Origin of the sequence: Burkholderia territorii, from assembly GCF_001718335.1 — a bacterium.
Classification (GTDB): domain Bacteria; phylum Pseudomonadota; class Gammaproteobacteria; order Burkholderiales; family Burkholderiaceae; genus Burkholderia; species Burkholderia territorii.
In genome coordinates this window covers 359,449-381,070 of record NZ_CP013367.1, presented here as the reverse complement: position 1 = coordinate 381,070, position 21,622 = coordinate 359,449, and the positions used below count along the sequence as shown (strand labels likewise).

The 21,622-nt window shown below is 65.9% G+C and carries 22 protein-coding genes; 8 read left to right on the top strand and 14 right to left on the bottom strand.

The window, feature by feature from the left end:
- Nucleotides 1-13: 13 nt before the first annotated feature.
- Nucleotides 14-1,150, top strand: a complete 1,137-nt coding sequence (locus WS51_RS27935) for a dihydrolipoamide acetyltransferase family protein (RefSeq protein ID WP_059799266.1) — start codon at nt 14-16, stop codon at nt 1,148-1,150.
- A complete protein-coding gene (locus WS51_RS27930; RefSeq protein ID WP_059504882.1) occupies nt 1,147-1,407 on the top strand; it encodes an acyl carrier protein in 261 nt (86 codons plus the stop codon). Before WS51_RS27935 ends, WS51_RS27930 begins: the two co-directional genes overlap by 4 nt.
- 128 nt (nt 1,408-1,535) lie before the next feature.
- Here WS51_RS27930 and WS51_RS27925 read toward each other — a convergent pair whose 3' ends face one another.
- Entirely contained in the window at nt 1,536-2,252 is a 717-nt protein-coding gene (locus WS51_RS27925; RefSeq protein ID WP_230947335.1) for a flavodoxin family protein, read from the bottom strand.
- A 111-nt stretch (nt 2,253-2,363) separates the two neighbouring features.
- Nucleotides 2,364-2,909 (bottom strand): Hsp20/alpha crystallin family protein, encoded by a 546-nt coding sequence (locus WS51_RS27920; RefSeq protein WP_059504884.1) that lies wholly within the window; start codon nt 2,907-2,909, stop codon nt 2,364-2,366.
- Nucleotides 2,910-3,151: 242 nt separating this feature from the next.
- Between WS51_RS27920 and groL the strand changes: the two genes are divergently transcribed.
- From groL to WS51_RS27905, 3 genes are all read left to right on the top strand, one after another.
- Entirely contained in the window at nt 3,152-4,786 is a 1,635-nt protein-coding gene (gene groL, locus WS51_RS27915) for a chaperonin GroEL (RefSeq protein WP_059504886.1), read from the top strand.
- Between the two features lie 338 nt (nt 4,787-5,124).
- Complete coding sequence (locus WS51_RS27910) at nt 5,125-5,475, top strand: hypothetical protein (RefSeq protein WP_059504888.1); 351 nt, start codon at nt 5,125-5,127, stop codon at nt 5,473-5,475.
- 69 nt (nt 5,476-5,544) lie between these two features.
- On the top strand, nt 5,545-5,916 hold the full coding sequence (locus WS51_RS27905; protein ID WP_059504890.1) for an HPF/RaiA family ribosome-associated protein: 372 nt from the start codon (nt 5,545-5,547) through the stop codon (nt 5,914-5,916).
- Nucleotides 5,917-6,095: 179 nt separating this feature from the next.
- Here WS51_RS27905 and WS51_RS27900 read toward each other — a convergent pair whose 3' ends face one another.
- From WS51_RS27900 to WS51_RS27880, 5 genes are all read right to left on the bottom strand, one after another.
- Nucleotides 6,096-7,412: an erythromycin esterase family protein gene (locus WS51_RS27900; RefSeq protein ID WP_059799268.1), complete on the bottom strand. Its 1,317-nt coding sequence runs from the start codon at nt 7,410-7,412 to the stop codon at nt 6,096-6,098.
- A gap of 96 nt (nt 7,413-7,508) precedes the next feature.
- Nucleotides 7,509-8,222 carry a phosphoribosyltransferase gene (locus WS51_RS27895; RefSeq protein ID WP_059504894.1) on the bottom strand — a complete coding sequence of 238 codons (714 nt, stop codon included), beginning with the start codon at nt 8,220-8,222 and terminating at the stop codon, nt 7,509-7,511.
- A gap of 98 nt (nt 8,223-8,320) precedes the next feature.
- On the bottom strand, nt 8,321-8,974 hold the full coding sequence (locus tag WS51_RS27890) for a dienelactone hydrolase family protein (protein WP_059504896.1): 654 nt from the start codon (nt 8,972-8,974) through the stop codon (nt 8,321-8,323).
- 626 nt (nt 8,975-9,600) lie between these two features.
- Entirely contained in the window at nt 9,601-11,034 is a 1,434-nt protein-coding gene (locus WS51_RS27885) for an RtcB family protein (protein ID WP_069230145.1), read from the bottom strand.
- A 13-nt stretch (nt 11,035-11,047) separates the two neighbouring features.
- Nucleotides 11,048-11,467, bottom strand: a complete 420-nt coding sequence (locus tag WS51_RS27880; RefSeq protein ID WP_059504900.1) for an archease — start codon at nt 11,465-11,467, stop codon at nt 11,048-11,050.
- Nucleotides 11,468-11,652: 185 nt separating this feature from the next.
- On the opposite strand from WS51_RS27880, the gene WS51_RS32305 reads away from it, so the two are divergent.
- Complete coding sequence (locus WS51_RS32305) at nt 11,653-11,925, top strand: hypothetical protein (RefSeq protein ID WP_155628202.1); 273 nt, start codon at nt 11,653-11,655, stop codon at nt 11,923-11,925.
- Nucleotides 11,926-12,350: 425 nt separating this feature from the next.
- Here WS51_RS32305 and WS51_RS27875 read toward each other — a convergent pair whose 3' ends face one another.
- From WS51_RS27875 to WS51_RS27870, 3 genes are read right to left on the bottom strand one after another with little or no spacing between them, the layout of a single operon-like run.
- Complete coding sequence (locus WS51_RS27875; RefSeq protein WP_196483612.1) at nt 12,351-14,729, bottom strand: exo-beta-N-acetylmuramidase NamZ domain-containing protein; 2,379 nt, start codon at nt 14,727-14,729, stop codon at nt 12,351-12,353.
- Nucleotides 14,675-14,845: a hypothetical protein gene (locus WS51_RS32300; RefSeq protein WP_155635527.1), complete on the bottom strand. Its 171-nt coding sequence runs from the start codon at nt 14,843-14,845 to the stop codon at nt 14,675-14,677. Before WS51_RS32300 ends, WS51_RS27875 begins: the two co-directional genes overlap by 55 nt.
- A 14-nt stretch (nt 14,846-14,859) precedes the next feature.
- Nucleotides 14,860-15,333 (bottom strand): hypothetical protein, encoded by a 474-nt coding sequence (locus WS51_RS27870; protein WP_059504904.1) that lies wholly within the window; start codon nt 15,331-15,333, stop codon nt 14,860-14,862.
- A gap of 80 nt (nt 15,334-15,413) precedes the next feature.
- Here WS51_RS27870 and WS51_RS33225 point away from each other — a divergent pair, with 80 nt between their 5' ends.
- Nucleotides 15,414-16,217 (top strand): lecithin retinol acyltransferase family protein, encoded by an 804-nt coding sequence (locus tag WS51_RS33225; RefSeq protein WP_230944383.1) that lies wholly within the window; start codon nt 15,414-15,416, stop codon nt 16,215-16,217.
- A 31-nt stretch (nt 16,218-16,248) separates the two neighbouring features.
- Here the strand turns inward: WS51_RS33225 and WS51_RS27860 are convergent, their stop codons facing one another.
- From WS51_RS27860 to WS51_RS27845, 4 genes are all read right to left on the bottom strand, one after another.
- On the bottom strand, nt 16,249-16,482 hold the full coding sequence (locus WS51_RS27860) for a DUF2188 domain-containing protein (protein ID WP_059504908.1): 234 nt from the start codon (nt 16,480-16,482) through the stop codon (nt 16,249-16,251).
- Nucleotides 16,483-16,517: 35 nt separating this feature from the next.
- Entirely contained in the window at nt 16,518-17,774 is a 1,257-nt protein-coding gene (locus WS51_RS27855) for a putative glycoside hydrolase (protein ID WP_060128760.1), read from the bottom strand.
- Nucleotides 17,771-18,562 (bottom strand): polysaccharide deacetylase family protein, encoded by a 792-nt coding sequence (locus WS51_RS27850; protein WP_069230144.1) that lies wholly within the window; start codon nt 18,560-18,562, stop codon nt 17,771-17,773. The genes WS51_RS27855 and WS51_RS27850 overlap by 4 nt, the downstream gene beginning before the upstream one ends.
- A gap of 118 nt (nt 18,563-18,680) precedes the next feature.
- A complete protein-coding gene (locus WS51_RS27845) occupies nt 18,681-19,616 on the bottom strand; it encodes a 1-phosphofructokinase family hexose kinase (protein ID WP_059504914.1) in 936 nt (311 codons plus the stop codon).
- A gap of 201 nt (nt 19,617-19,817) precedes the next feature.
- On the opposite strand from WS51_RS27845, the gene WS51_RS27840 reads away from it, so the two are divergent.
- Entirely contained in the window at nt 19,818-21,614 is a 1,797-nt protein-coding gene (locus tag WS51_RS27840; protein WP_059504916.1) for an adenosylcobalamin-dependent ribonucleoside-diphosphate reductase, read from the top strand.
- Nucleotides 21,615-21,622: the final 8 nt, after the last annotated feature.

The following is a 21,622-nucleotide window of genomic DNA, read 5'->3' as shown; positions in this document are numbered from 1 at the left end:
CGAAGGAGGACGCATGATCGAATTCACGTTGCCTTCCATGGGAGCCGACATGGACGAGGGAACGCTCCTCGAATGGAAGGTCAAGCCTGGCGACGTTGTCAAGAAGGGCCAGGTGGTGGCGATCGTCGACACCAGCAAGGCTGCCGTGGATGTCGAGAGCTGGCACGAGGGAACGGTTGACGAACTGTTCGTGAACCCGGGCGAACGGATCCCGGTCGGCACGCCGATGGCCACGCTGCTCGAACCCGGAGAAGCACCGCCGGCGGTGAGACACACACGCCAACCGGCCGAGCCGGTCGCGGTTGCCGGCCCCGCCCCTCGCCGCAAGATCTCGCCGGCCGCACGCAAGCTCGCGAAGCAGCACCGGGTCGATCCCGACAGTGTCACGGGCACGGGCCCGGCAGGTTCGGTGACGCTTGCGGACGTCGAACGGGCGATCGCGGCGGTGGGTTCGCCCACGGCCGGCGCGCCTGGCGAGCGCTTTCCGGAAATGAGACGGGTGATCGCGGCCGCGATGGAGCGCTCGAAGCGCGAAATTCCGCACTATTACGTGTCCGAGACAATTCCGCTGGGCAAGGCGCTGGCATGGCTCGCAGCCGAGAATGCAGCGCGTTCCGTGACCGACAGGCTGCTTCCGGCAGCGCTTCTGCTCAAGGCGGTCGCGCTCGCACTGCGTCGATTTCCGGAGCTGAACGGGTTCCATCGGGAGGGCGTCTTCCGGCCGGCCGACGCCGTGCATCTCGGCGTGGCGATCTCGCTGCGCCAGGGCGGGCTGGTGGCGCCGGCGCTGCTCGACGCGGATGCCAAGCCCCTGACCCAGCTGATGCGCGAACTGCTCGACCTGACGCAGCGGTGTCGCGCAGGTTCGCTGCGGAGTTCGGAGTTGTCGGAATCGACGATTACCGTGACGAATCTCGGCGATCGAGGTGCCGCCGAGGTGTTCGGCATCATCTATCCTCCCCAGGTCGCGCTCGTCGGTTTCGGGCGAATCACTGAGCGGCCGTGGGCCGAAGACGGCGGGCTGAAAATCATGCCGGTGACGACCGCCAGCCTCTCGGCCGACCACCGAGTATCCGACGGTCATCGCGGCTCGCTGTTCCTGGTTGAACTGGGTGAATTGCTGCAGCACCCCGAGGAGTTGAACCGATGAACAATGCAGACACCCTTTCGGTCGTGCTCGAAACGCTGGCATCGATCGCGCCGGAAATCGACCCGTCGACGCTGCGTACGGATCGTCCGCTGCGCAGTCAGGTCGATCTCGATTCGATGGACTGGCTCAATTTTCTGACGGGCCTTCATGCGCGGCTGAAGGTCGATATCCCGGAACGCGACTATGGCCGTCTGGTTACGCTCGACGATATCGTCAGCTACCTCGCGACCGCGCACGCACGCAGACCGGTCTCTTGAGGCCTGCCCATCGCGCAAGCGTGCGTTTGCACCGGGTTCCGAACGTCGGCTACACCGTTGCATGAAGGCGCCCGATGCCGTGCGACGGTGCCTGAAAGCACTAACGCCCCTGACCCGCCCCGCACGCTTCAGCGAGCGGCAGTCGTCCCGACCGCTTCCGCCAGTCTGCGCGCTGCCTGTTCGGCAAATGCAGCGAGAATCGGGCTGGCATCGCCATGCAAGGTTTCGCGCGGCGTCACGCGACATTCGGCGAGTGGCGACTTGCGTGCCAGCGTCCGCATTTGCGTGAGTGCGGAGTCAGCACCACGTTGCGCGAAGCTGCAGAAGAACGCGACCCGCGGCAGGCGTCGCTGATTCGCGACGAGATACGCGCGCACCGGCGACGATACGCAGCCCGCCCAGACCGGGGAGCCGATCACCACGAGATCGTACGCGGCCGGATCGCGCTGCGTCGCGACGATCTCCGCCGGCTTCTGGTTGATGGCCTCGACGAGCGAACGCAGATAGCCGAACGGGCCGGCGCGATCGCGCGCCACGGCGATTTCCTCGACGTCGGCGTCGAGCATCTCGGCCAGCGCTGACGCGGCCCGGCGGGTCGTGCCGGTGCGCGAATAGAACACGACGAGAACCTTGCCGGCATACATGACGACCTCCCACATGCACGCTCGTCGGGCGGTGCGTGCATCCGTTGAATTCATTCGCCACGGCGCGCTGGCGATCTGAGGAAAATCGGTCCCGTGTGGGCGGATTGCATTCGAAGATGCAATCACTGGCGCAACGGCGCCGTGGCCGATATCCCGGTTATTCGGTTCTGCATGCATCGCGAATGCAGGACCGCCTTTCATCGAACATCCGAATGTCGGAGTTTCACGGCATGATCGAGCGATCGAGAAGAAAAGCGAACGAATGTGCATCGGCATCCGCCGGCATGCGTCGGCGGATGCCCGCAACCTGCTTCAGCCAGCCTTGACCTCGATTGTCTTCTCGGCCTTGCGAGCTTCCGGCGTCTTCGGTAGCGTGACCGTCAGAATGCCTTTCTGGAACGACGCCTCGATCTTGTTTCTGTCGACTCCGTCGGGCATGCGAAAGTAACGCTCGAACGAGCCGAAGCGTCGCTCGTGGACGTAGTAGTCCTTGTGCTGCTCTTCCTTCTCTTCCTGCTTTTCTCCGCGGATCGACAAGCCGCCGTTCGCGAGCTTGACCTCGATGTCCTTCTCGTCCAGCCCGGGTAATTCCGCGGTGATTTCGTATGACTTGTCGGTTTCCGCGAAGTCGACCGCGGGCTCGGCGCGCCATTCGTGATCGTGGCGCCAGAACGGCTGGAGGTTGAAACCGGGTCGCCGCACCGACGGCACGCCCGCGCTCCGATTGAAATCGTCGAAGAGACGGTCCATCTCATGGCGCAGTGTTTCGATCGGATGCCAGTACGGCGCCCCCATCGGCGCATGCTCCGCACTCTCCTGCGGCTTGTTGACCGGCAGTTTTGTGGACGATTCTTTCATGTCTTGCCTCCTTCTCGTCAGTGACGCACTTATTCTCGATTGGCGATGACCGGGGCAATTGACGGAGATCAACGCTCACGATGGACAGACCGAATGCTTTTGGGCGAGCACATGGCGGTGCGAAACGCGTTGCGCTCGTTGACCCAGGTCAATCGACTCGATGCGCCGGCAGGTGGAATATCCGTATCGCTCGCCGGTTCCAACACGTGCCGTGCCCGGCTTCGTCGCACAGGAGGTGCATCGTGCCCGCAAAATCGCTTGTTTTTCATCAGGATGCTCGCCAGCGGCTGCTCAAAGGCGTCAATGCGATCGCCGAGGCAGTGAAGATCACGCTCGGCCCCGGCGGGCGCAACGTGATCGTCGAGCGGATCGGCACCGCGCCGCTGGTCGCGAACTCGGGCGTCGTCGTCGCCGGCGCCGTCGACCTGCCCGACCCGTTCGAGGAAATGGGCGCCCGATTGTTGCGCGAAGTGGCAACCCGTACGAGCGAAGTCGCCGGCGACGGCACGACTACCGCCACCACCCTGGCGCAGGCAATCGTTGCCGAAGGCATCAAGTGCGTCACTGCCGGACACGATCCGATGGCGCTCAAGCGCGCGATCGAAGCGGCTGGCCGCGACGTCGTCGCCGAACTGCACCGCGTGTCAAAACCGTGCGCGAGCGCGGACGAGATGCGCCAGATCGCGACGATTTCCGCCAGCGGCGACAGCACGATCGGCGCGCTCGTCGCTCAGGCCGTCGAGCGTGTGGGCAGGGACGGCGCGATCAGCATCGAGGACGGCACCAAGCTCGACGACGAGCTCGAGACGGTGGACGGCTCGCTGATCGATCGCGGATATTTGTCGCCGCTGTTCGTCGATTCGGACAATCATCGCATCGTCCTCGACGAGCCGCGCATCCTGCTCTGCGACATGAACATCAGCGCGATCGCACAACTGCTGCCGGTACTCGAGGCGCTCAGCAGCACCGGCAAGCCGCTTCTCGTCGTCGCGAACGAAGTGGAAGGCGAAGCGCTGGCGACCCTCGTCGTCAACCACCTGCGCGGCACGCTGAAATCGTGCGCGATCCGCTCGCCCGGATTCGGCGAGGCACGCACCGAGCAGCTCGCCGATCTCGCCGCGCTGACGGGCGCGACGGTCATTTCGGTTCAGGCCGGACGGACGCTCGAGCGCACGACGCTGGACGATCTCGGTGCCGCGCGGCGCGTCGAGATCACGCGCGAGACGACGACCGTCATTGCCGGGCGAGGCGAACGCAAGCACATCGACGACCGAGTCCAGGCGTTGCGCACGCGTATCGCGGCGACACCGGCCGGATACGAGCACGACGCGCTGACGCGCCGGTTGACGAAACTCGCGGGCGGCGTCGCGGTGATTCGCGTCGGCGCCGCGACGGAGACTGCGCTGCGCGAGCGCAAGAATCGCTTCGAGGATGCGTTGCATGCAACGCGCGCCGCGATGGAGGAAGGCATTGTGCCGGGCGGTGGCGTCGCACTGCTGCGTGCGCGGCGCGCGCTCGAAGGCAATGGCGCATACCTGACGGATGCGCAGCGCACCGGCGCGCGGATCGTGCATGACGCACTGGCATCTCCGCTGCGTCAAATCGCTGAAAATGCCGGAGCGGACGCACAGGCCGTCGTACACGCGGTCGATGCCGCGACCGGACCGTTCGGCTATGACGCGTCGACGGCGACATATGGCGACATGATTGCTGCCGGCATCGTCGACCCGGTCAAGGTCGCGCGTTCGGCGCTGCAGAACGCGATCTCGGTCGCGTCGCTGCTGCTCACGACGGATTGCATGATCGCGCATCGCACACGCACGGCCTCGTCACCGGGCGCTGCGGAACCGGGAAACTGGGGTGCCGAACCCGGCTGAGCCATCCGCGTGCCGCTCGTGGCGCTCGTCCCGATTCGGCATTGGGATACGCGGAAATCATCTCGGACGCCACCGTTGCCGCAGGGCAGTCGAATCCGCCCCTGGATGCCCGTGACTGAGGCGTGCCGTATGGACGCCATCGATGTTGGTCAGACCTTGTCGTTCGCGTCACACCCGGACCTGAACACCCTCTCGAAGAAATTGCGGCGTTTCAACTGGCCGATGCGGTTTACAAAAGTCGCATGTTGATACGTGTCAAGTGGCGGTCTCCACGAAAGCCTAGGCTGGAAATGTGGACGACATCGTCCCGACGCACGCGTTCAGGCTGGGAGGCAACCATGCAAACCGGACATCATTTCCTACCCGAGTTTCGGCATGCGACCTTGCCGACCTATTTTGTTTCCTACGTGTTTCCGCTGCTGCTGGCGGGTTACGAGGTCTACCGGATCGGCTATTGGGTGAGCCGGCATGGCTGGAATTTCGCGCAGCTGCCGCAGGCGGGCTACGAGTTCACGCTGATGCTGTTCGTATTCGCACTGCAGGTGATTCTCGACGGGTTGTTCTTCATTACGGCATGGGCAGGCAAGCATCCGGATGTCGAGCATCGGCTCGCGAACATGGCGCTCGGTGTTCTGTGCTCGGCGCTGGTCATCGCGTTCGATGTCGTCCTTCAGATCGCCACGTTCTGAATCGGAATCTCACGGAAGCCGGCACGGCGACGCGCGACCGGTATTCATCGACCATCGACGGATCAAGCAATGAAGCCACCTTTCGAACTGGTATTTCAAGGCATGCCGCGCTCGGAAGCGCTCGAGGCGGCAGCCGCCCGGCATGCATCCAGACTCGGTCGATTCCGGCACGACATCTCGCATTGCAGGGTCAATGTCGTGCTGGACGAGAAGCACGATCACCAGGGGAAACCGTTCAATATCAGGATCGAAGTCACGATTCCCGGACATCAACTGGTATCCAGCAAGGAATGCGAAGAAGACGTCTACGTCGCGCTGCGCAATGCCTTCAGCAACGTCACGAGAATGCTCGAAGATACGACACGGAAGCAGCGAGGCCGCGGCAAACGTGACGATGAACGCCCGGCCAGTCCCGTCACGCAATCCCAGGGGCACGCATAGCGCGCATTTGCGCGAGCGTGCGTCGCTGAATAACCGTGCATCGCGCGCACCGATCGATGCCTGCCACGATGTCGCGGAGACGGACCACCAGAAGTGCGACCGCGAAACGTAGCGCCCGTCGCGAGTAGACGAGCCCGCAGTCCGCCACGCTTCGAACATTCCCGTCCCACGCTTCTACCCTAAAGTGCCTGGATGCTGGTCTCACGGTCGTGCCAGACTGCCGTCGGTTCGAGCGGCTCAACCGCAGCCGTTTCGTCGAGATGAAAGAGCGCGTCGAATTGCGAGGCCAGGGCGGCTTCGAAATAGTGACTTTGCCGCTCCGTTTGTGGCAGATACAGCACGCCGATTGCGCGCTCGAGCAGAGCTTCGTCGAGCACGCTCGAGTTGTCATCCTGCATCGGCAAAAAGAAACGATCATAGCCAGTGGTGTGGAAAAGATGCTCCCAACTATCGGGTTGAGCCGGACGCACCCACTTCTGCTCGACCTCGCCGTCCCAGTGGGATGCAGCAGACACATGCCCGGTGTACGTCGTGAATCCGACAAGCAACGCCCGATGTCGAGCCTTTTCGCGCACGATCTGACCGAGGTTCCACTCCCCGCGCCGCCGTGACTCCGTTGCGCGGGCGTCGCCGAGATGCGAGTTGTGCGCCCAGACGATCACCTTCCCGCTACCGCCGCGGCGCACGCGGTAGCGCGTCAGCGCGAACAGCGTGCTGGCCATGTGAGCGTCGCGAAGATTCCACGTGTTCAATCGGCTACCGAACATTCCACGGTAGTAGGCTTCTGCATTGACCACGACCCGCGCATTCTGCTCGGCGAAGAACTGCGCGTCGAGTGCATCGGTGCCATCGCGGGCGAGATAGTCGAATTGGTCGGCTCGCAATTGGAGAAGTTGCTGCACTGCTCCAGCCTGAGCGGCGGGCCGAGTGCCAAACGCCGCAGCATAACCATAGGCCTGCGGCTCCCGAACATGATCGAGCGCCGCGTAGCGCTCGCGTGCCAGCGCGGCTTCTGCCGGGTCCACGCCCTCAAGGTAGCGAATCACGGCGTCGGCAGAACGATAGAGGCTATAAAGGTCGAGTCCATAGACGCCGACCCGGTCTCGCTGTGGCCGCGTCGCATTGATCCCGCGCAGCGCCGAAATGAAGTCACACACCTCTCGATTGCGCCACATCCATACGGGGAAGCGCTCGAAGTCGTCAAGCGCGGACGAAGCGTTGTCGGTCCCGTCGCCCTGCACGAAGCGGTCGATTCGCCAGACGTCGGGCCAGTCGCCCTCAATGGCGATGGTATCGAAGCCCTGCTCGGCGATGAGCCTCAGCGTGATTTCACCCCGCATGCGGTAGAACTCCGCGGTGCCGTGAGTTGCCTCGCCAAGCAAAATCAGATCACGGCCTCGCGCCATTTCTACCAGCGCGTCGTAGTCGGTGCAATCGCCGTTCATGCGCTGCCCGAGCGCGCGAACGGCCAGGAATGCGGTTTTGGGTGGCTGCATGACGAGTTCCCTCCATGCGGAAGACGGACGCAATGCCTCGGCTGGCTGTCAGCCTGCCGAGCTTCGGTTTGCACGACTCTCCGACAAAAGCGCCGATCAAGGCGCATCATCCTCCGGTGCCGAGGTGCGCACGTGCCCGTCATCATTGCTCGAAACGTCCTGTTGCCAGTCCTGCGCGGCGGCGAGGCAGGCGCGTACCTCATCGTCGGTCGTTTGCGCAAAGTCGACATAGAACTGACTGATGCCCATGAACCAGTCCGACTGCGTCACACAGACGAAGTCATCCGCGATCGAATCAAACCGGGCGCCAGCCCCAGCCGGGCACACCGGCACTGCGACGACGATTCGTCCGGGGCGCCGTGTGCGCAGTGCGTTAAGGGCCGCTTGCATCGTTGATCCAGTCGCCATGCCGTCGTCGACGACAATGACGGTTTTACCGTCTATCGCCAGGGGCGGCCGCCCTTCCCGGTACGCCACTTCGCGTTGATGCAGGACGACACGTTCGCGTGCGATGACGTCGAGGACCTGCTGCTCTGTGACGGGGATCGCGCGCAGTACCGACTGGTTGAGATAGAGTGCATCGCCGGTCGCGATTGCCCCGAGCGCAAGCTCCGGATTCCGGGGCGTACCCAGTTTGCGCACGACAAGGACGTCGAAGGGGCAGCGCAATTGCCTCGCTACCTGATAGCCAACCGGCACGCCTCCGCGCGGCAACGCCAGTACCACGACATCGCTGCGTCCGGCGTAACGCTCCAGCACTGCGGCGAGTTGCTTGCCCGCGTCGGCGCGATTCTGAAAAATGTTACTCATGGTCGATATCCAGTAAGCGACATGCCGAGCGTCCAGGCGATGTGGGGATGCTCGATGTGCATGCCTGCCCGCACACGCGGTACGGCAGGGTTGCGCGTTCAGAACGACCGGGCACCCAGCCAACGTACGAACCAGCCGGAGGCAAGGCGCGACACTTCGTCAAGCGCGCCGGGCTCTTCGAACAGGTGCGTCGCGCCCGCCACGATTGCCATGCGGTGCTCACAGGTCAGTTGCTCGGCGGCCTTACGATTCAGCCGAATCACCTCGGTGTCGAGTTCGCCAACGATCAACAGTGTTGGCGCGCAGACCGACGGGAGCGCCGTCCGCGCGAGGTCAGGCCGCCCGCCCCTCGACACGACGGCGCCGACCGAACGCGTCCGCGCAGCCGCGACGAGCGCTGCTGCAGCGCCAGTGCTCGCGCCGAACAGGCCGACCCTGAGCAACCCGACATCGCTCCTTTGCGCCAGCCACGCAAGGGTCGCCTCCAGGCGGCGAGCCAGCAGCGCGATATCGAAACGGTACGTCGCGTCGACATCGTCTTGTCGCTGCTCCTCGGGCGTCAGCAGGTCGAACAGCAGCGTTGCGAAACCCGCATGATGCAGACATGCCGCCACTTGCCGGTTGCGTGGACTGAAGCGGCTGCTGCCGCTCCCGTGCACGAATACGACGACCGCGCGGGCGCCACCGGGGATCTCCAGAATCCCGCCCAGCGTTACATGATCAACGGGAATCTCCACCTGCAGCGTCTCCATCCGTCTCTCCTCGCATCGTCGCGCCGCGCGACGCAGCGCGGCGCGGTGCGGCGCGGTGCAAACCACGATAGCCGCGACATATGCCACGCCATTGCGCTCGATCGAGCACGACGGCGACGCCTGTTGTTTAAATCATCGTGTCTGCGTCGCGCTCGCGATTGACGTCGATCAACTGTCTGTCGCTGATAAATACCGCAGCCAATATCGCATGACTGCGGGATGGCCATCCGGCCCCGGTGGCACACCATCGGCGCCATCGTGAATGCACAGCTGTTTTCTTGTGTTTACCGCTTTGCTGATTGCATCAGTAGCCTATCTCGGCAAGATTCAGGTTCCGGCTCAAATGGACGGACCATCGTATTTGGCACCGGCGGCATCGGAGATGTACAGCGATCGTGCGCCACATGAGCGGCGGCGCTTCAAATTCCACGGATGTCGCCACTGCGGCTCTTTACCGGGCGAACACCGGCAAGACGAGACCTTCCCGGCGTTGCAGGTGACGTTGGTTCAGGTCCAGGCGGATCGACCGCCTCTGTGCACGGTCGTATATCGATCGCAAGCGTGTCAGTGCCGACGCCGCCGCGCTACGGACGTCAGGTATTCACGCCACAGCACGCTTACCGCGCCTAACCCTTGATGCAGGCGATCGGCACGAGCCGTGCAACCTTGCGGGCGAGACCTGCAGACGCGGCAGCAGCGACGACCGCATCGACGTCTTTATATGCGCCCGGCGCCTCTTCGGCGACACCTCGATCGGATCGGCTGCGCACCTCGATGCCGCGCTCGGCCAGTGCATCGATGAGTGCACGGCCGCGCCAGTGCCGAGTCGCTTCCGTCCGGCTCATCGCGCGCCCCGCGCCGTGGCAGGCCGAACCGAATGCGCGCTCGGTATCACCCGTCTGAGCGCCCGCCAGTACGTATGATGCCATTCCCATGCTGCCGCCGATCAACACGGGTTGCCCCGACTCGCGCAGACCTTCCGGCAACTCCGGATGTCCGGGGCCGAACGCGCGTGTCGCGCCCTTCCGATGCACGAACAACATCCGTTCGCGACCATCGACACGATGCGATTCTTTCTTGCATGTGTTGTGCGACACATCGTAGAGCAGCGTCAACACAGCGTCGGGGAACATGGTCGCGAACACTTCGCGCGTGAGATGCGTGAGGATCTGCCGGTTCGCCAGCGCACAATTGGTCGCCGCACGCATCGCACCGAGATAGCGCTCGCCCAGATCCGACGCAATCGGAGCGCACGCGAGCTCGCGATCCGGCAGATCGATCCCGTAGCTTTTTGCGGTAATGACCATCTCTCGGAGATACTCGGTGCCGATCTGATGCCCGAGTCCGCGTGAACCGCAGTGGATCGTCACGACCACCTGTCCGGGGTGAAGGCCGAATGTGCCGGCAATCCGAGGCTCGAAGATCTCAGTGATCGCCTGCACTTCGAGATAGTGATTCCCGGAACCCAGCGTGCCCATCTCGTCGCGCTGACGTTTCTTGGCAAGATCCGACACGGCGCCGGGCTTCGCATGCAGGATTCTGCCGTTTTCCTCGATCCGCACAAGATCGTCGCGGTTGCCATAGCCCTGGTCTACGGCCCACGCCGCGCCGCCTGTCGGCATCTCGTCCATTTTCGATGCAGAGAGATGCATCGCCCCGGTGCTTCCAACGCCTGCCGGAATATGCGCGAAAAGTGCGTCGGCGAGACGGACCTTCAACGGCTCGACGCACTCACGCGTCAACCCGGTCAAGAGTGTTCTCACGCCACATGAAATATCGAAACCGACTCCTCCTGCGGAGATGACTCCGCCCGATCCTGGATCGAACGCAGCGACACCGCCGATCGGAAAGCCATAACCCCAATGCGCGTCGGGCATGGCATACGAGGCGCCAACGATGCCCGGCAAACATGCAACGTTGCGGATCTGAACGAGCACTTTATCGTCCATGTCCTGGATCAGTCGGCGATCGGCGTAGATGATGCCGGGCACCCGCATCCTGTCCTGCACGGGAATATGCCATTCGAATTCGCCGTGACGCTCGAGCGACATGAGGTCCATCCTGTTCCCCTGTTCAGACGTCGACCACGCATTGTGCGATCCACCGGTCGCGCATGTCGCGGCCGACATGCAACGCCGTATAGGTTGCGCCCTTCGGTTCGACCGCCGGCCGATGTCGCTCAACGTCCACTTCCTCGCCGGCAATGCGTGCGACAAGCCGTGTGCCGTCAATCGACACCATGTACCGGCCAAACAGCATCCGACGCGTCGCCATTTCGTAGATCACCGCATTGAGCCAATCGACGAGCAGCAAGTCAAGATCGGGGGCATTGCAGCATATGTCAACCGTGCACGTCGTGCGTATGCCGGCCGGTGCGCTCACACATGCGGTTAGCGCAAGCGCCGCTTGTTCGAACGCTTCGGCAAGCGACTCGCCCGTGCCACGCACGCCGATATCGGCACCATGAGGGAAATGTTCCCGGCCAGTGCTCAACAGTGATCCTCCACGCGAGATCCAGGCAATTGCGAGGCGGGTCTGCTCGCAATGCCAAGCCTAGGATTGCTGCACCTCAGGTGCTTGACCTGCATCAACGGTCTTGCGGACCGGAGAAGACCGGAATCGAGCCGAGGTTACCGAGATTCTGACTGCAACGGGAAGATCCTGCGCGATCCGTGAACTTGAAATCGATGTTCCCCGTCTGTCAGGGCTCGGCCCTTTCGTTCCACCACTTCGATCGGCAGGCCGTACAAACGCTTCTCGGCGTCGATTCTCATCATCGTCGCCCAGCGTCGTCGTCACGATTCCGACGGGACGGCTGCGTGGTCAGCGGGCACGCCGGCGACGCGAATGTGGTCGTGAACCTGCTTGTCGCCGCCAGCGACACGCGGATCCCGCATCCCGACGCGGTTGACGCGTCCGGTCTGAACGAGCTTCATGCAAACGCGTTCTGAGTCAAGGGCAGCGCACTGCCGCGTCTATTGATGGGCACGGTCGGATAGCGGACGGTCTCTCCAAGGCGCGTCCCCTCATGCCGCGCGTAGGCGGCGCCAGCCAGCAGCAATGTGGAGAGGCCCCAAAGGGCACCGGGCGAGAATTTGCCGCACGAGGGCGGCACGACGCTCACGCGTGGCGCGGCGGCCGTGTCGGTGTCTCGGGTCCCCGGAATCTCGCTATGTCTGTGGAAGCGATCACGCCAGCCCTCTGTCGGGAAATGACTGACACGAAATGAACCTGGGCGCCGTGGCCAGTCCGAGCGTCCATTGTCGCAATCATCGGGTTGCGCGGGCCGCATACCGTTGGCATATGTCAAACGCTGGGCCACGCCCGCAGACACGCGCACCGGACTGCGGCCTGACGAGCGCGTGCCGGAGCGATTTCAGTACAACAAAAACGCCGCGCGCTCGCGCGCGAACGCGGCATTTTGTGCATCGACGACACGTTCGATCTCGTCAATCGACCGCCCCGCCTCTAGCATGTCCGCCACCTCGCGCGAGCCGACCGATGCACGGATCGCATCGATCCGAAACCGCGCCGGATAACGCCGGTGCAGCGCCAGGGCGAGCGCCAGCCCGATCTCGCCCGGCCGCGCCTTGCCGGCGGGCAGTTCGATGCGCACGCCTTCGCACACCATGCCGTGATAAGGCCCTTCCGCCGGGACGAAGCGAACCGGTGAGAATGTCGCGGCCAGCCGCATCGCGCGAAGATCGTCCGCGAGGATGCGCCCGTCGATCCAAGGCGCGCCGACCACGCCGAATGGCGTCTCGGTGCCGCGCCCGACACTGACCGCCGCACCCTCGATGAGCCCCGTTTCCGGGTACAGCGACAACGCAGCGGCATCGCGCAGGTTCGGCGATGGCGGCACCCAGCCGAGCCCCGTATCGCCGAAGCGCATAGTGCGCACGTAGTTCGCCATCGGCACCACGGTCAGCGCCGCGCCGATATGAAGGCGGTCGTTGAACAGTTGCGCCAGTTCGCCGAGCGTCATGCCGGGCTGGAGCGGCAACGGGTAATAACCGGTGAACGTGGCCGGTCCGGCATCGGCCACGGGGCCGCCGAACACATCGCCGCCCAGCGGATCCGGGCGATCGAGCACGAGCACCGGGCGATGCGCGGCGGCGCCGGCTTCGAGCGCGTAACCGAGGGTGGCCAGGTACGTGAAGAAGCGTACGCCTGCGTCCTGCAGGTCGAGCACCAGCACGTCGACATCGGCGAGCAGCGCGGGTGCGATGCGGCGGCGGTCGCCGTACAGGCTGTGAATGACCACTCCGGTCGCGGCGTTGACCGTGTCGCCGAACGTCTCGTCGACGTCGGTGCCGAGCCCATGCTCGGGTGCGAACAGCGCGACGAGCCGCGCGCCCGGCGCCTGTGCGAGCAGGTCGATCGTGCGCCTGCCGAACCGGTCGAAGCCGCTGCGGTTCGTGACGAGCGCAATGCGCTTGCCAGCGACGGCCGCGAAGCCGCGCGCAGCAAGCACGTCGATGCCGGCCAGCACCGGCCCGCGCGATACCGGCAACCGGGCGACCTGCGCAACGGCCGTCGCCATCTCGGGTACGCGCGTCGCAATCCGCGACGACGTCGCGGGCGCGGCCTCGCTCGATACGATGCCGAGCACGAGCGAGCGCAATGGCATCGCCGTGCCGGTTTCGTCGGGATACAGCCGGCTCGTGAGCACGATCGCAAAGCGGCGCGTCACGGGATCGATCCATAGCGCCGTGCCCGTGTAGCCGAGGTGTTGCAGTGCGCCGACCGGCGGCAGCCGGTAGCGGTTCGCGACAAGCGGCGGCCCGACCGCCCAGCCTGGCGTGTGCAGGTCGCCTTCCGCGTCGAGCGTGGCCGGCGTCTCGAGCGCGGCGACGCTGCGGCGCGCCAGCACACGCACCGGGCCCAGCGCGCCGCCGTTCAGCAGCATGCGCGCGAAGCGCGCCAGATCGTCCGCACTCGCGAACAGGCCCGCATTGCCGGCGACGCCGCCCATCGCGGCCGCGACCGGATCGTGGACGCTCCCCCGGAGCAGATGGCCATCGCGAACGGTGGTGGGCGCCACGCGTGCGAGCAGCGACGCCGGTGGCCGGAACGCGGTGCTCGCCATCCCGAGCGGCGCGAACACATGTGCGGCGCACCATGCGTCGAGCGGCCGGTGCGACACGCGCTCGACGATCTTGCCAAGCACCACGTAATTGACGTCGCTGTAGCGCACCTGTGTGCCGGCCAGCGCGCCGGGTGTCATCGCGACGATGTCGGCCAGCACGGCGGCACGGCTGCGCAGCGCGCGGGACGACGACACCCCGGCCGGCAATCCCGATACATGTGCAAGCAACTGGCGGATCGTGATGCCGGCCTTGCCGTGCGCACCGAACGCGGGCCAGTAGCGCGCGGCCGGCGCGTCGAGGCTCAGCATGCCCCGCTCCGCGAGTTGCATGATCGCGACCGCCGTCGCCACCGGCTTCGTCAGCGACGCAAGATCGAAGACGGTATCGACCGTCATCGCCTCGACGTGCTCGCCCGTCACGCGCTGGCCGCGCGCGACGCGCACCCGCACGCCGTCGGCGTCGCCCGTCACGACCACCGCGCCGGCAAGATGGCCGTCGGCGATCTCGGCGGCGATCGCCTCATCGATCGCGGCGGCCTGCTGCGGCGCCACGGCCGCCTCGGCATCCGCTCGCGCACCCGCCGATGCAAGCGCGAACACCAGCGCGCCGGTCAGCGCGGCAGCGCAGCGACATCGTAGCGATCGAGCGTGTTCCACCGTAGCCATTCCTTCGTGCCGGCAGCATCCGCGGTGTCGACCTGCGAACGGATGTCCGCCGCGTCGATGGCATCAAGATCCGCGACGGCCGCGGCATCGTAGGGTCGCCGCCGTTCACCGGTCATGATCGAACGTGCGGTTAGCGGGCTGGTTGCCGCTGCGACACAGGACACCCCGTGCACAGGTGCATCGCGCCCTGCCGTTCAGGGTCGCGCCAGTAAAAGCGCACCTCGACGCCGCCACGCGCCGGGACGACGACATGCCGGACTTCCTGAACGGCCCTGTCGTGCGCGGACACGGTATATCGCCCGGGCGGCACGCGAGCGAACAGGAACGGGCCGCTCGTGTGTACGTCGAGCAGCGTCGACTTGCCGGACGACAGTGTGACGTCGACATCGGACAGATAGTGGCCGGCCTTCGATGCGAACATGATCCGCAGGTTGTAGCGAGGGGCGACATCGCGAAATGCAGTGACCTCGTCCTCGCCGATTCCGCCCGTGATATACGCGACACCGTTGCGCTGGATCGGCTCGGTCGACGTTTCCGCCAGCGCGTTCGCGCCGACCGCCAGCAAGCAGGCTGCAAGCAGCATCTTCATGGTTCCGGTCCACATCTTCACTCTCCTGATTGAGTACGCATGGTTGCGACGCCCGCGTCCGATCGCGAAAGTCCACGCGTGCCGCGACGCCGCCCATGCGTATCGGCAATATCGTCAGCGTCGCGCGGAACGTCGATTTCGCATTGACTCAAATCAAGCGCGTTTCCGCGGAAGCCGGACAAAACCGCGCGGTGAGCCTGAAACCGGGGGGGAACGGCATACGGCCTGCTCAATCGCCCGTGACAGCCGTCAGCCGATATTGCATGGTTCGTCGGAAATTTCCGACACGGCGCCCCTACGTCGGACAGCAAGCTCAGGCCACGCTGATTGTTTCGCGCGGCGCCGCTGTCAATACTGGAGACGTGACAGGACGCAACGTGTTTCGCAGCCGGCGCGCGGCCCTTCCGCACCGCCGCCGCAGGACCGAGGAGCTGGCGATGATTGATCCGACCGCAGCGCACGCCGACGACGCCATGCTGGATGGCGAGCCGCCGGTCGGCGCCCACCTCGTGACCCGCCGCCCTGGCTATCTGCATCACGGGATCTATATCGGCGACGGCAACGTGATTCATTACGCGGGATGGTCGCGCCATGCGAGCGGCGGTCCGGTCGAAGTCGTTACCCTGGACGGCTTCCGTGCGGGTTTCGGGCTCGCAGTCATTCGCCACGCGCGCACGCCGTACGACGGAATCGAAGCGGCGCGCCGCGCGGCATCGCGCCTCGGCGAATGCCAATACCGGCTGCTCACGAACAACTGTGAGCACTTCTGTCTGTGGTGTCTGTTCGGAGTGGGAAGGAGCGAGCAGGTCGCGTCGTGTCTGCGCAACCCGGTGCACGGCATTGCGGTCGCCGTCATGCTGATGGCGTGCGTTCTGGCCGCTCGTTGCATCCGGCGATGACCGGGCGCGAATACCCGGCGAGGTAGATGGTCTAGCGCCGGCGGCAGGGTCGCCGTTCGATCGCCGCTGACTTGATCGTCACCCGCCGCCCAACGACGCCATGCGCACGCCCCCACCGTTTCGCCTGCGCGATCGCGATGCGGATCGCGCTGCCCTCGTTGCGTCCCTGCCGCAGCAACGCATTGGCGATATCGATCGCCTTGCCGCGGACCGGCGGCGGCAGGCTACGCATTGAAGGCGGATAACGCTCGTCATTCCACGGCATGACGATTCGACTCCTGCGCGTTTTTTGCCCGTCGATCAGCGCGGCAGATCGGCAGGATCGTAGCGATTACGCGGATTCCACAGCATCCAGCCGTCCGTGCCGGCCGCATCGGCCGCGTCGACCTGCGCGCGAATCTCGTCGGCATCGAACGGCCGGTGATCGAACGCATAGTCGCGAAACGCCTGGAGCCACGGTCTGAACCGGACACCATCCAGCCCCGTCCGGCGCTTCGCCTCGGCCAGCGACCGCGACACGATCTCGCCAGGGTGCTCGGTCGGCTTCCGGCAGCCGGGCAGGCCCCATGTGAAGCCCGATGGATAGAGCATCGGCGACACATAGTCGACGACGGGTCCGAGCGCGTCGAGCCGCTGCCCGATCGCGGTGTCGTCGGCGTTCCAGCACACGTACCCGAAAATGTCGGCCGACACGTAGAGGTTGTACGGCCGCAACCGTTCGCGCGCGCCGGTCAGGAATCCGGTGATCGCCGCAACCCGGTTGGCCTCGGTATTGGGCTCGGCGAACCGGAGACCGTTGGCGTCGGGAAACCGCAGGTAGTCGAACTGGATTTCGTCGAAACCCATTCGGGCAGCCTCTTCGGCGACGTCGTAGTTGTGTTGCCAGGCCGCGTGCGACGTCGGGTCGATCCAGCGCTGATGCTCGCGGTCCTGCCAGATCTCGCCGGCGGCATCGCGCACGGCCCATTCGGGATGCGCGCGAGCCAACGGGTCGTCCTTGAATACGACGATGCGGGCAATCAGGTAAAGACCGCGCGCATGGAAAGTCCGCAGCAGATCCGGCAGATCGGGCGGACGAACGATGGCACCGGCCACATTGTTCGACGCACCGGAGATCTCGCGCGCCAGGCTGCGATACGGCGTCACGCCGCTGTCGCCCTTCACGTCGATGACGAGCGCGTTGATCGCCGTCTTGTCCTGAAGGGACAGTGCCGCCTCGCGCAGCGTGCGGTCGGCGACGCCGTAAGCGGACAGATAGACGGCTTTCGGACGCACCGGCGTCATGCGGATCGTCTGTGCGCCCTCGGCGGGGGCCAGCGTGACTTCGGTGCGCGCGTAGCCCGGCGCGCGCACGCTCAGGCGCGTACCCGCCGCGTCGATCTCCAGTGAAAACGCGCCGTCGCGATCCGCGGTCCGGTTCGCGCCCGGCGCGTGGCCGATCGCGCCGGCCAGCGGGCGCCCGTTCGTCGCATCGACGACGGTGATCGTGACGGGCGCCGCCCGGGCGGCGAACCCGGCGAGCGACACGAGCAGACAGACGATCAGACGTTCGATCACGGCTTCCCCCCGGCGGTTCTCAGCAATCCGTTCATGCATCGTGTGTCGCAGGCGTCGGTCATCAGATAGCGCGGCAGCGCCATTGCCGGGTCGGCGATACGAACGGGACGCGCGTCGAGCGTGAATGCCGCGACGTAGCCTTCGCGAGTGGCCAGCTGGTCGGTCTGCGCATCGTGGACGCCGAACGGCCAGGCCAGCATCCGGACCGGCTGGCCGGTTTCGGACTCGAGTCGTTCACGCGAGCGGCTCAACTGGAACGACACGAAGCGCAGGTAGTCGTCCGGCGTGAGCCGGGCGCGCTCGGTGCGGAAATTCGGATGCCAGTACGTATGCGACTCGATGTCGAACCCGCCGGATTGCCCGAGCATGCGCAACTGGTCCCATGTCATCGCATAGCTGGCGTTGGAGATGGCCGACGGATAGATGAACAGCGTGACCGGCATCGGGTGGGCGGCCAGCAATGGACGCAGCACCTCGTAGACGGAACGATGACCGTCGTCGACGGTAATCGCGACCGCTCGCGCCGGCACGGCGTCGGCCTGGCCGCCGTGCCAGCGCACGACGTCGGCGAGCGGCACGATGCGGTAGCCGTTCGCCTCGATCGCCCGCAACTGGTTGCGCAACGTCTCGGTACGCACCGTCATCGAATCCAGGCGCGCGGTGGCGAACCGGTGGTAGACCAGGATCAGCACACGCGGCGATGGCGAATCGACGGTCGCGACGTCGGCGGACGAAACCGGCGGCATACACGACAACAGGAGCAGGAAGGCGATCAGGCGAAAGGCCATGGCGGATCTCGTGGAATGGCTGCCCCATTTTTCGCGATCGCGGCACGAAAACCGCTGAGCCAGATCAACGATCGATCGTGCATCGACGCGATCGCGCACGCATCGGCCCGCTTGGTCGTCAGCTTGCTTGCGCAACCAGTTCAGCGTGAATCCGCTCGACGTCGTCGCGCGTGCACAGCGCCGTCCCCGGATGCTCGACCGAAGCGGCCGAAGCCGCCAGCGCATAGCGGCACGCTTCGTCGAACGGCACGCCGCGCGCCAGCGCCCAGACCATGCCGCCGACGAAACTGTCGCCGGCCCCGACCGTGCTGCATACCGTTGCCGGCCTGCCGGGCAGGCGCAGCGCGCCGTCGCGCGTGACGACCCATGCGCCGCGCGCACCGAGCGTCAACGCCACGATGTCGGCTTGTCCTCGCGCCACGAGTTCGCTGGCCTTCCGGCATGCCGACGTGTCGTCGAGCGGCTCGCCGGCCAACGCGCTCAGTTCGCCGAGACTGGGCTTCACGAGATGAACGCCGGCCTCGAGAGCAGCTTGCAGTGCCCGCCCCGCCGCGTCGACAACCACCCGGCTGCCCCTCGCCCTGGCCGCCCGCGCCAGCGTCGCATACAGATCGTCGGGCGCGCCGGGCGGCAGGCTGCCGCTCAACACGAGATAGCGCGGCGCCGGGTGCAGGGTGTCGATGCGGGCTGCGCAGTCGCGCCACTCGGCCTCGGTGACCAACGGCCCGGGCATCAGGAAGCGGTACTCGCGCCCGGTCGCGGTCTCGGTCACGCAGACGTTCTCGCGCGTCTCGCCGGCGATCCGGATGCGCACCGCCGGCAGACGCTCGGCTTCGAGCAGCAGCGTCAGGACGTCGCCGGTCGGCCCGCCGGCCAGGTACAGCGCGACGCAGTCGCCCCCGAGGCGGTGAATGGTTCGGGCAACGTTGATCCCGCCGCCGCCGGGGTCGCGCCGCGGCCGTGCACAGCGCAGCTTGTGCGTATCGACGATGTGCTCGACGGACGTCGCGACATCGACGGCCGGATTCAGGGTAACGGTAACGATATCGGTCATGGTGCGCGGTTCGCAGTCGATGGCTGGCGCGGCGATTCGCGGCAATCGCTGCGTGCCGGCCGTGGCTCCACCTTACGTTCGATGCCGGTCGCGGGGTTGACCACCGTCAAGCGATGCCGCGAAGGCGCCCGGTTGCGCTCGATCAACGACACGTCCGGGCAGGCTTCTACAGTGAATCATTCGTCGTTGCCGAGCCCCGCCATGGACGAGCAACCGCTTTGCACCACCGTGTTCGCCGAGCGCTATGCGCAACCCGGCGAAACGTCTCGCGCGGACGTCTTCCATCGCGTTGCCCATGCGCTGTCGCTTGCCGAGCCGGCCGAGCGCCGTGCGCAGGCGGAGCGCGCGTTTTTCCTGAACCTGCAGCGCGGCGCGATCGGCGCGGGACGCATCCTCGCCAATGCCGGCGCGGACAACGGCAGGACGATGGTCAACTGCTTCGTCCATCCGCTAGCGATTCCTCCCGACACCCCCGTGCAGATGGTCGACACGGCGCTCGCGCAGGCGCTCGACGACGCACGGGTCACGCTGCTGATGGGGGGCGGAATCGGCTACGACTTCTCTCCGGTGCCGCCCGCCGACGCGTACGAACGGCGCCAGTCATCCGTGCGCGGCGCATGCGAGGCGATCGACCGTTTCGATGCGATGTGCCGGGCACTGCCGTTCACCGGCCCGCGCCGGGGTGCGCAAATGGGGGTGCTGCGCTGCGATCATCCGGATCTCGTCGCATTCGTCGCGGCCAAGCGCGGACGCTCGCGCTGGCCGACGTTCAACCTGTCGGTCGGCGTCACGGACGCATTCATGGAAGCAGTCCGGCACGACCTGCCGTGGGCGCTCGTCCATCACGCGCCGCCCCGCCGCGCATCCGGCGCGCCCCCCAGGCGGCCGGACGGACGTTACCTTTACGCGACGGTTCCGGCCCGCACGCTCTGGCACGAGATCGTCAAGGCCGCGCGCGACAGCGCGGAACCCGGGCTGCTGTTCCTCGACACGATCCGCGACGCGAATCCGCTGCGCGAGCACGAGCGGATCGACGCGACGAACCCGTGCGGCGAACAGCCGCTGCCGCCGTACGGCAGTTGCGTGCTCGGGCCGATCGACCTGTCGCGTTTCGTGCTCCACCCGTTCGGTGTCGACGAGAATCCGCGCTTCGACTTCGCGACGCTCGCCGACGCGGTTCGCATCCAGGTCCGCATGCTCGACAACGTGCTCGACCTGACCGCGTGGCCGCTCGCCGCGCACGAGCACGAGGCGCGGCGGACACGGCGCGTCGGGGTCGGCGTGACCGGGCTGGCCGACGCGCTGACGATGCTGCGGCTGCGCTACGACAGCGCGGACGCACGCACGCTCGCACGCACGATCGTGCTGACGATGCGCGAGCATGCGTTCGCCGCATCGGCCGCGCTTGCCGCCGAGCGCGGTGCGTTTCCCGCCTACGACCCGGCCGCCTATCTGACCGGCCCCGCGTATCGCATGCTGTTGCCGCTGAAGGTGCATCACGCGATTGCGCGCCACGGGCTGCGCAACAGCCATCTGCTGTCGTTCGCGCCGGCCGGCAGCGTAAGCCTCGCGTTTTGCGACAACTGTTCGAACGGAATCGAGCCGGCCGTCGGCTGGACGCAGCGCCGCGTGGTCCGCACCGCCGACGGGCAGATCCGGCCGTTTCGTGCGGAGAACCACGCTTACCGGCTGTTCCGCGCGCTGCATGGCGGTAACGTCGAGCTGCCGGGCTATTTCGTCACGGCCGCGGACATCGCGCCGGCGGATCATGTCGCGATGCTCGCGGCGCTGCAGCCGTGCGTCGACGCGGGCATCTCGAAGACCGTGACAATGCCCGGCCAGTGTTCGCTCGCGGAGGTCGACGCGTTGTTCTTCCAGGCGTGGCGCGACGGGCTCAAGGGCATCACCGTCTTCCGGCCCGATCCGCGGCTCGCGTCGGTCGTGGCCGATGACACGGCGCGCGCGCGGCGCGACGGCCCTGTCTGCATCGGCTGTTGAACGCCGCG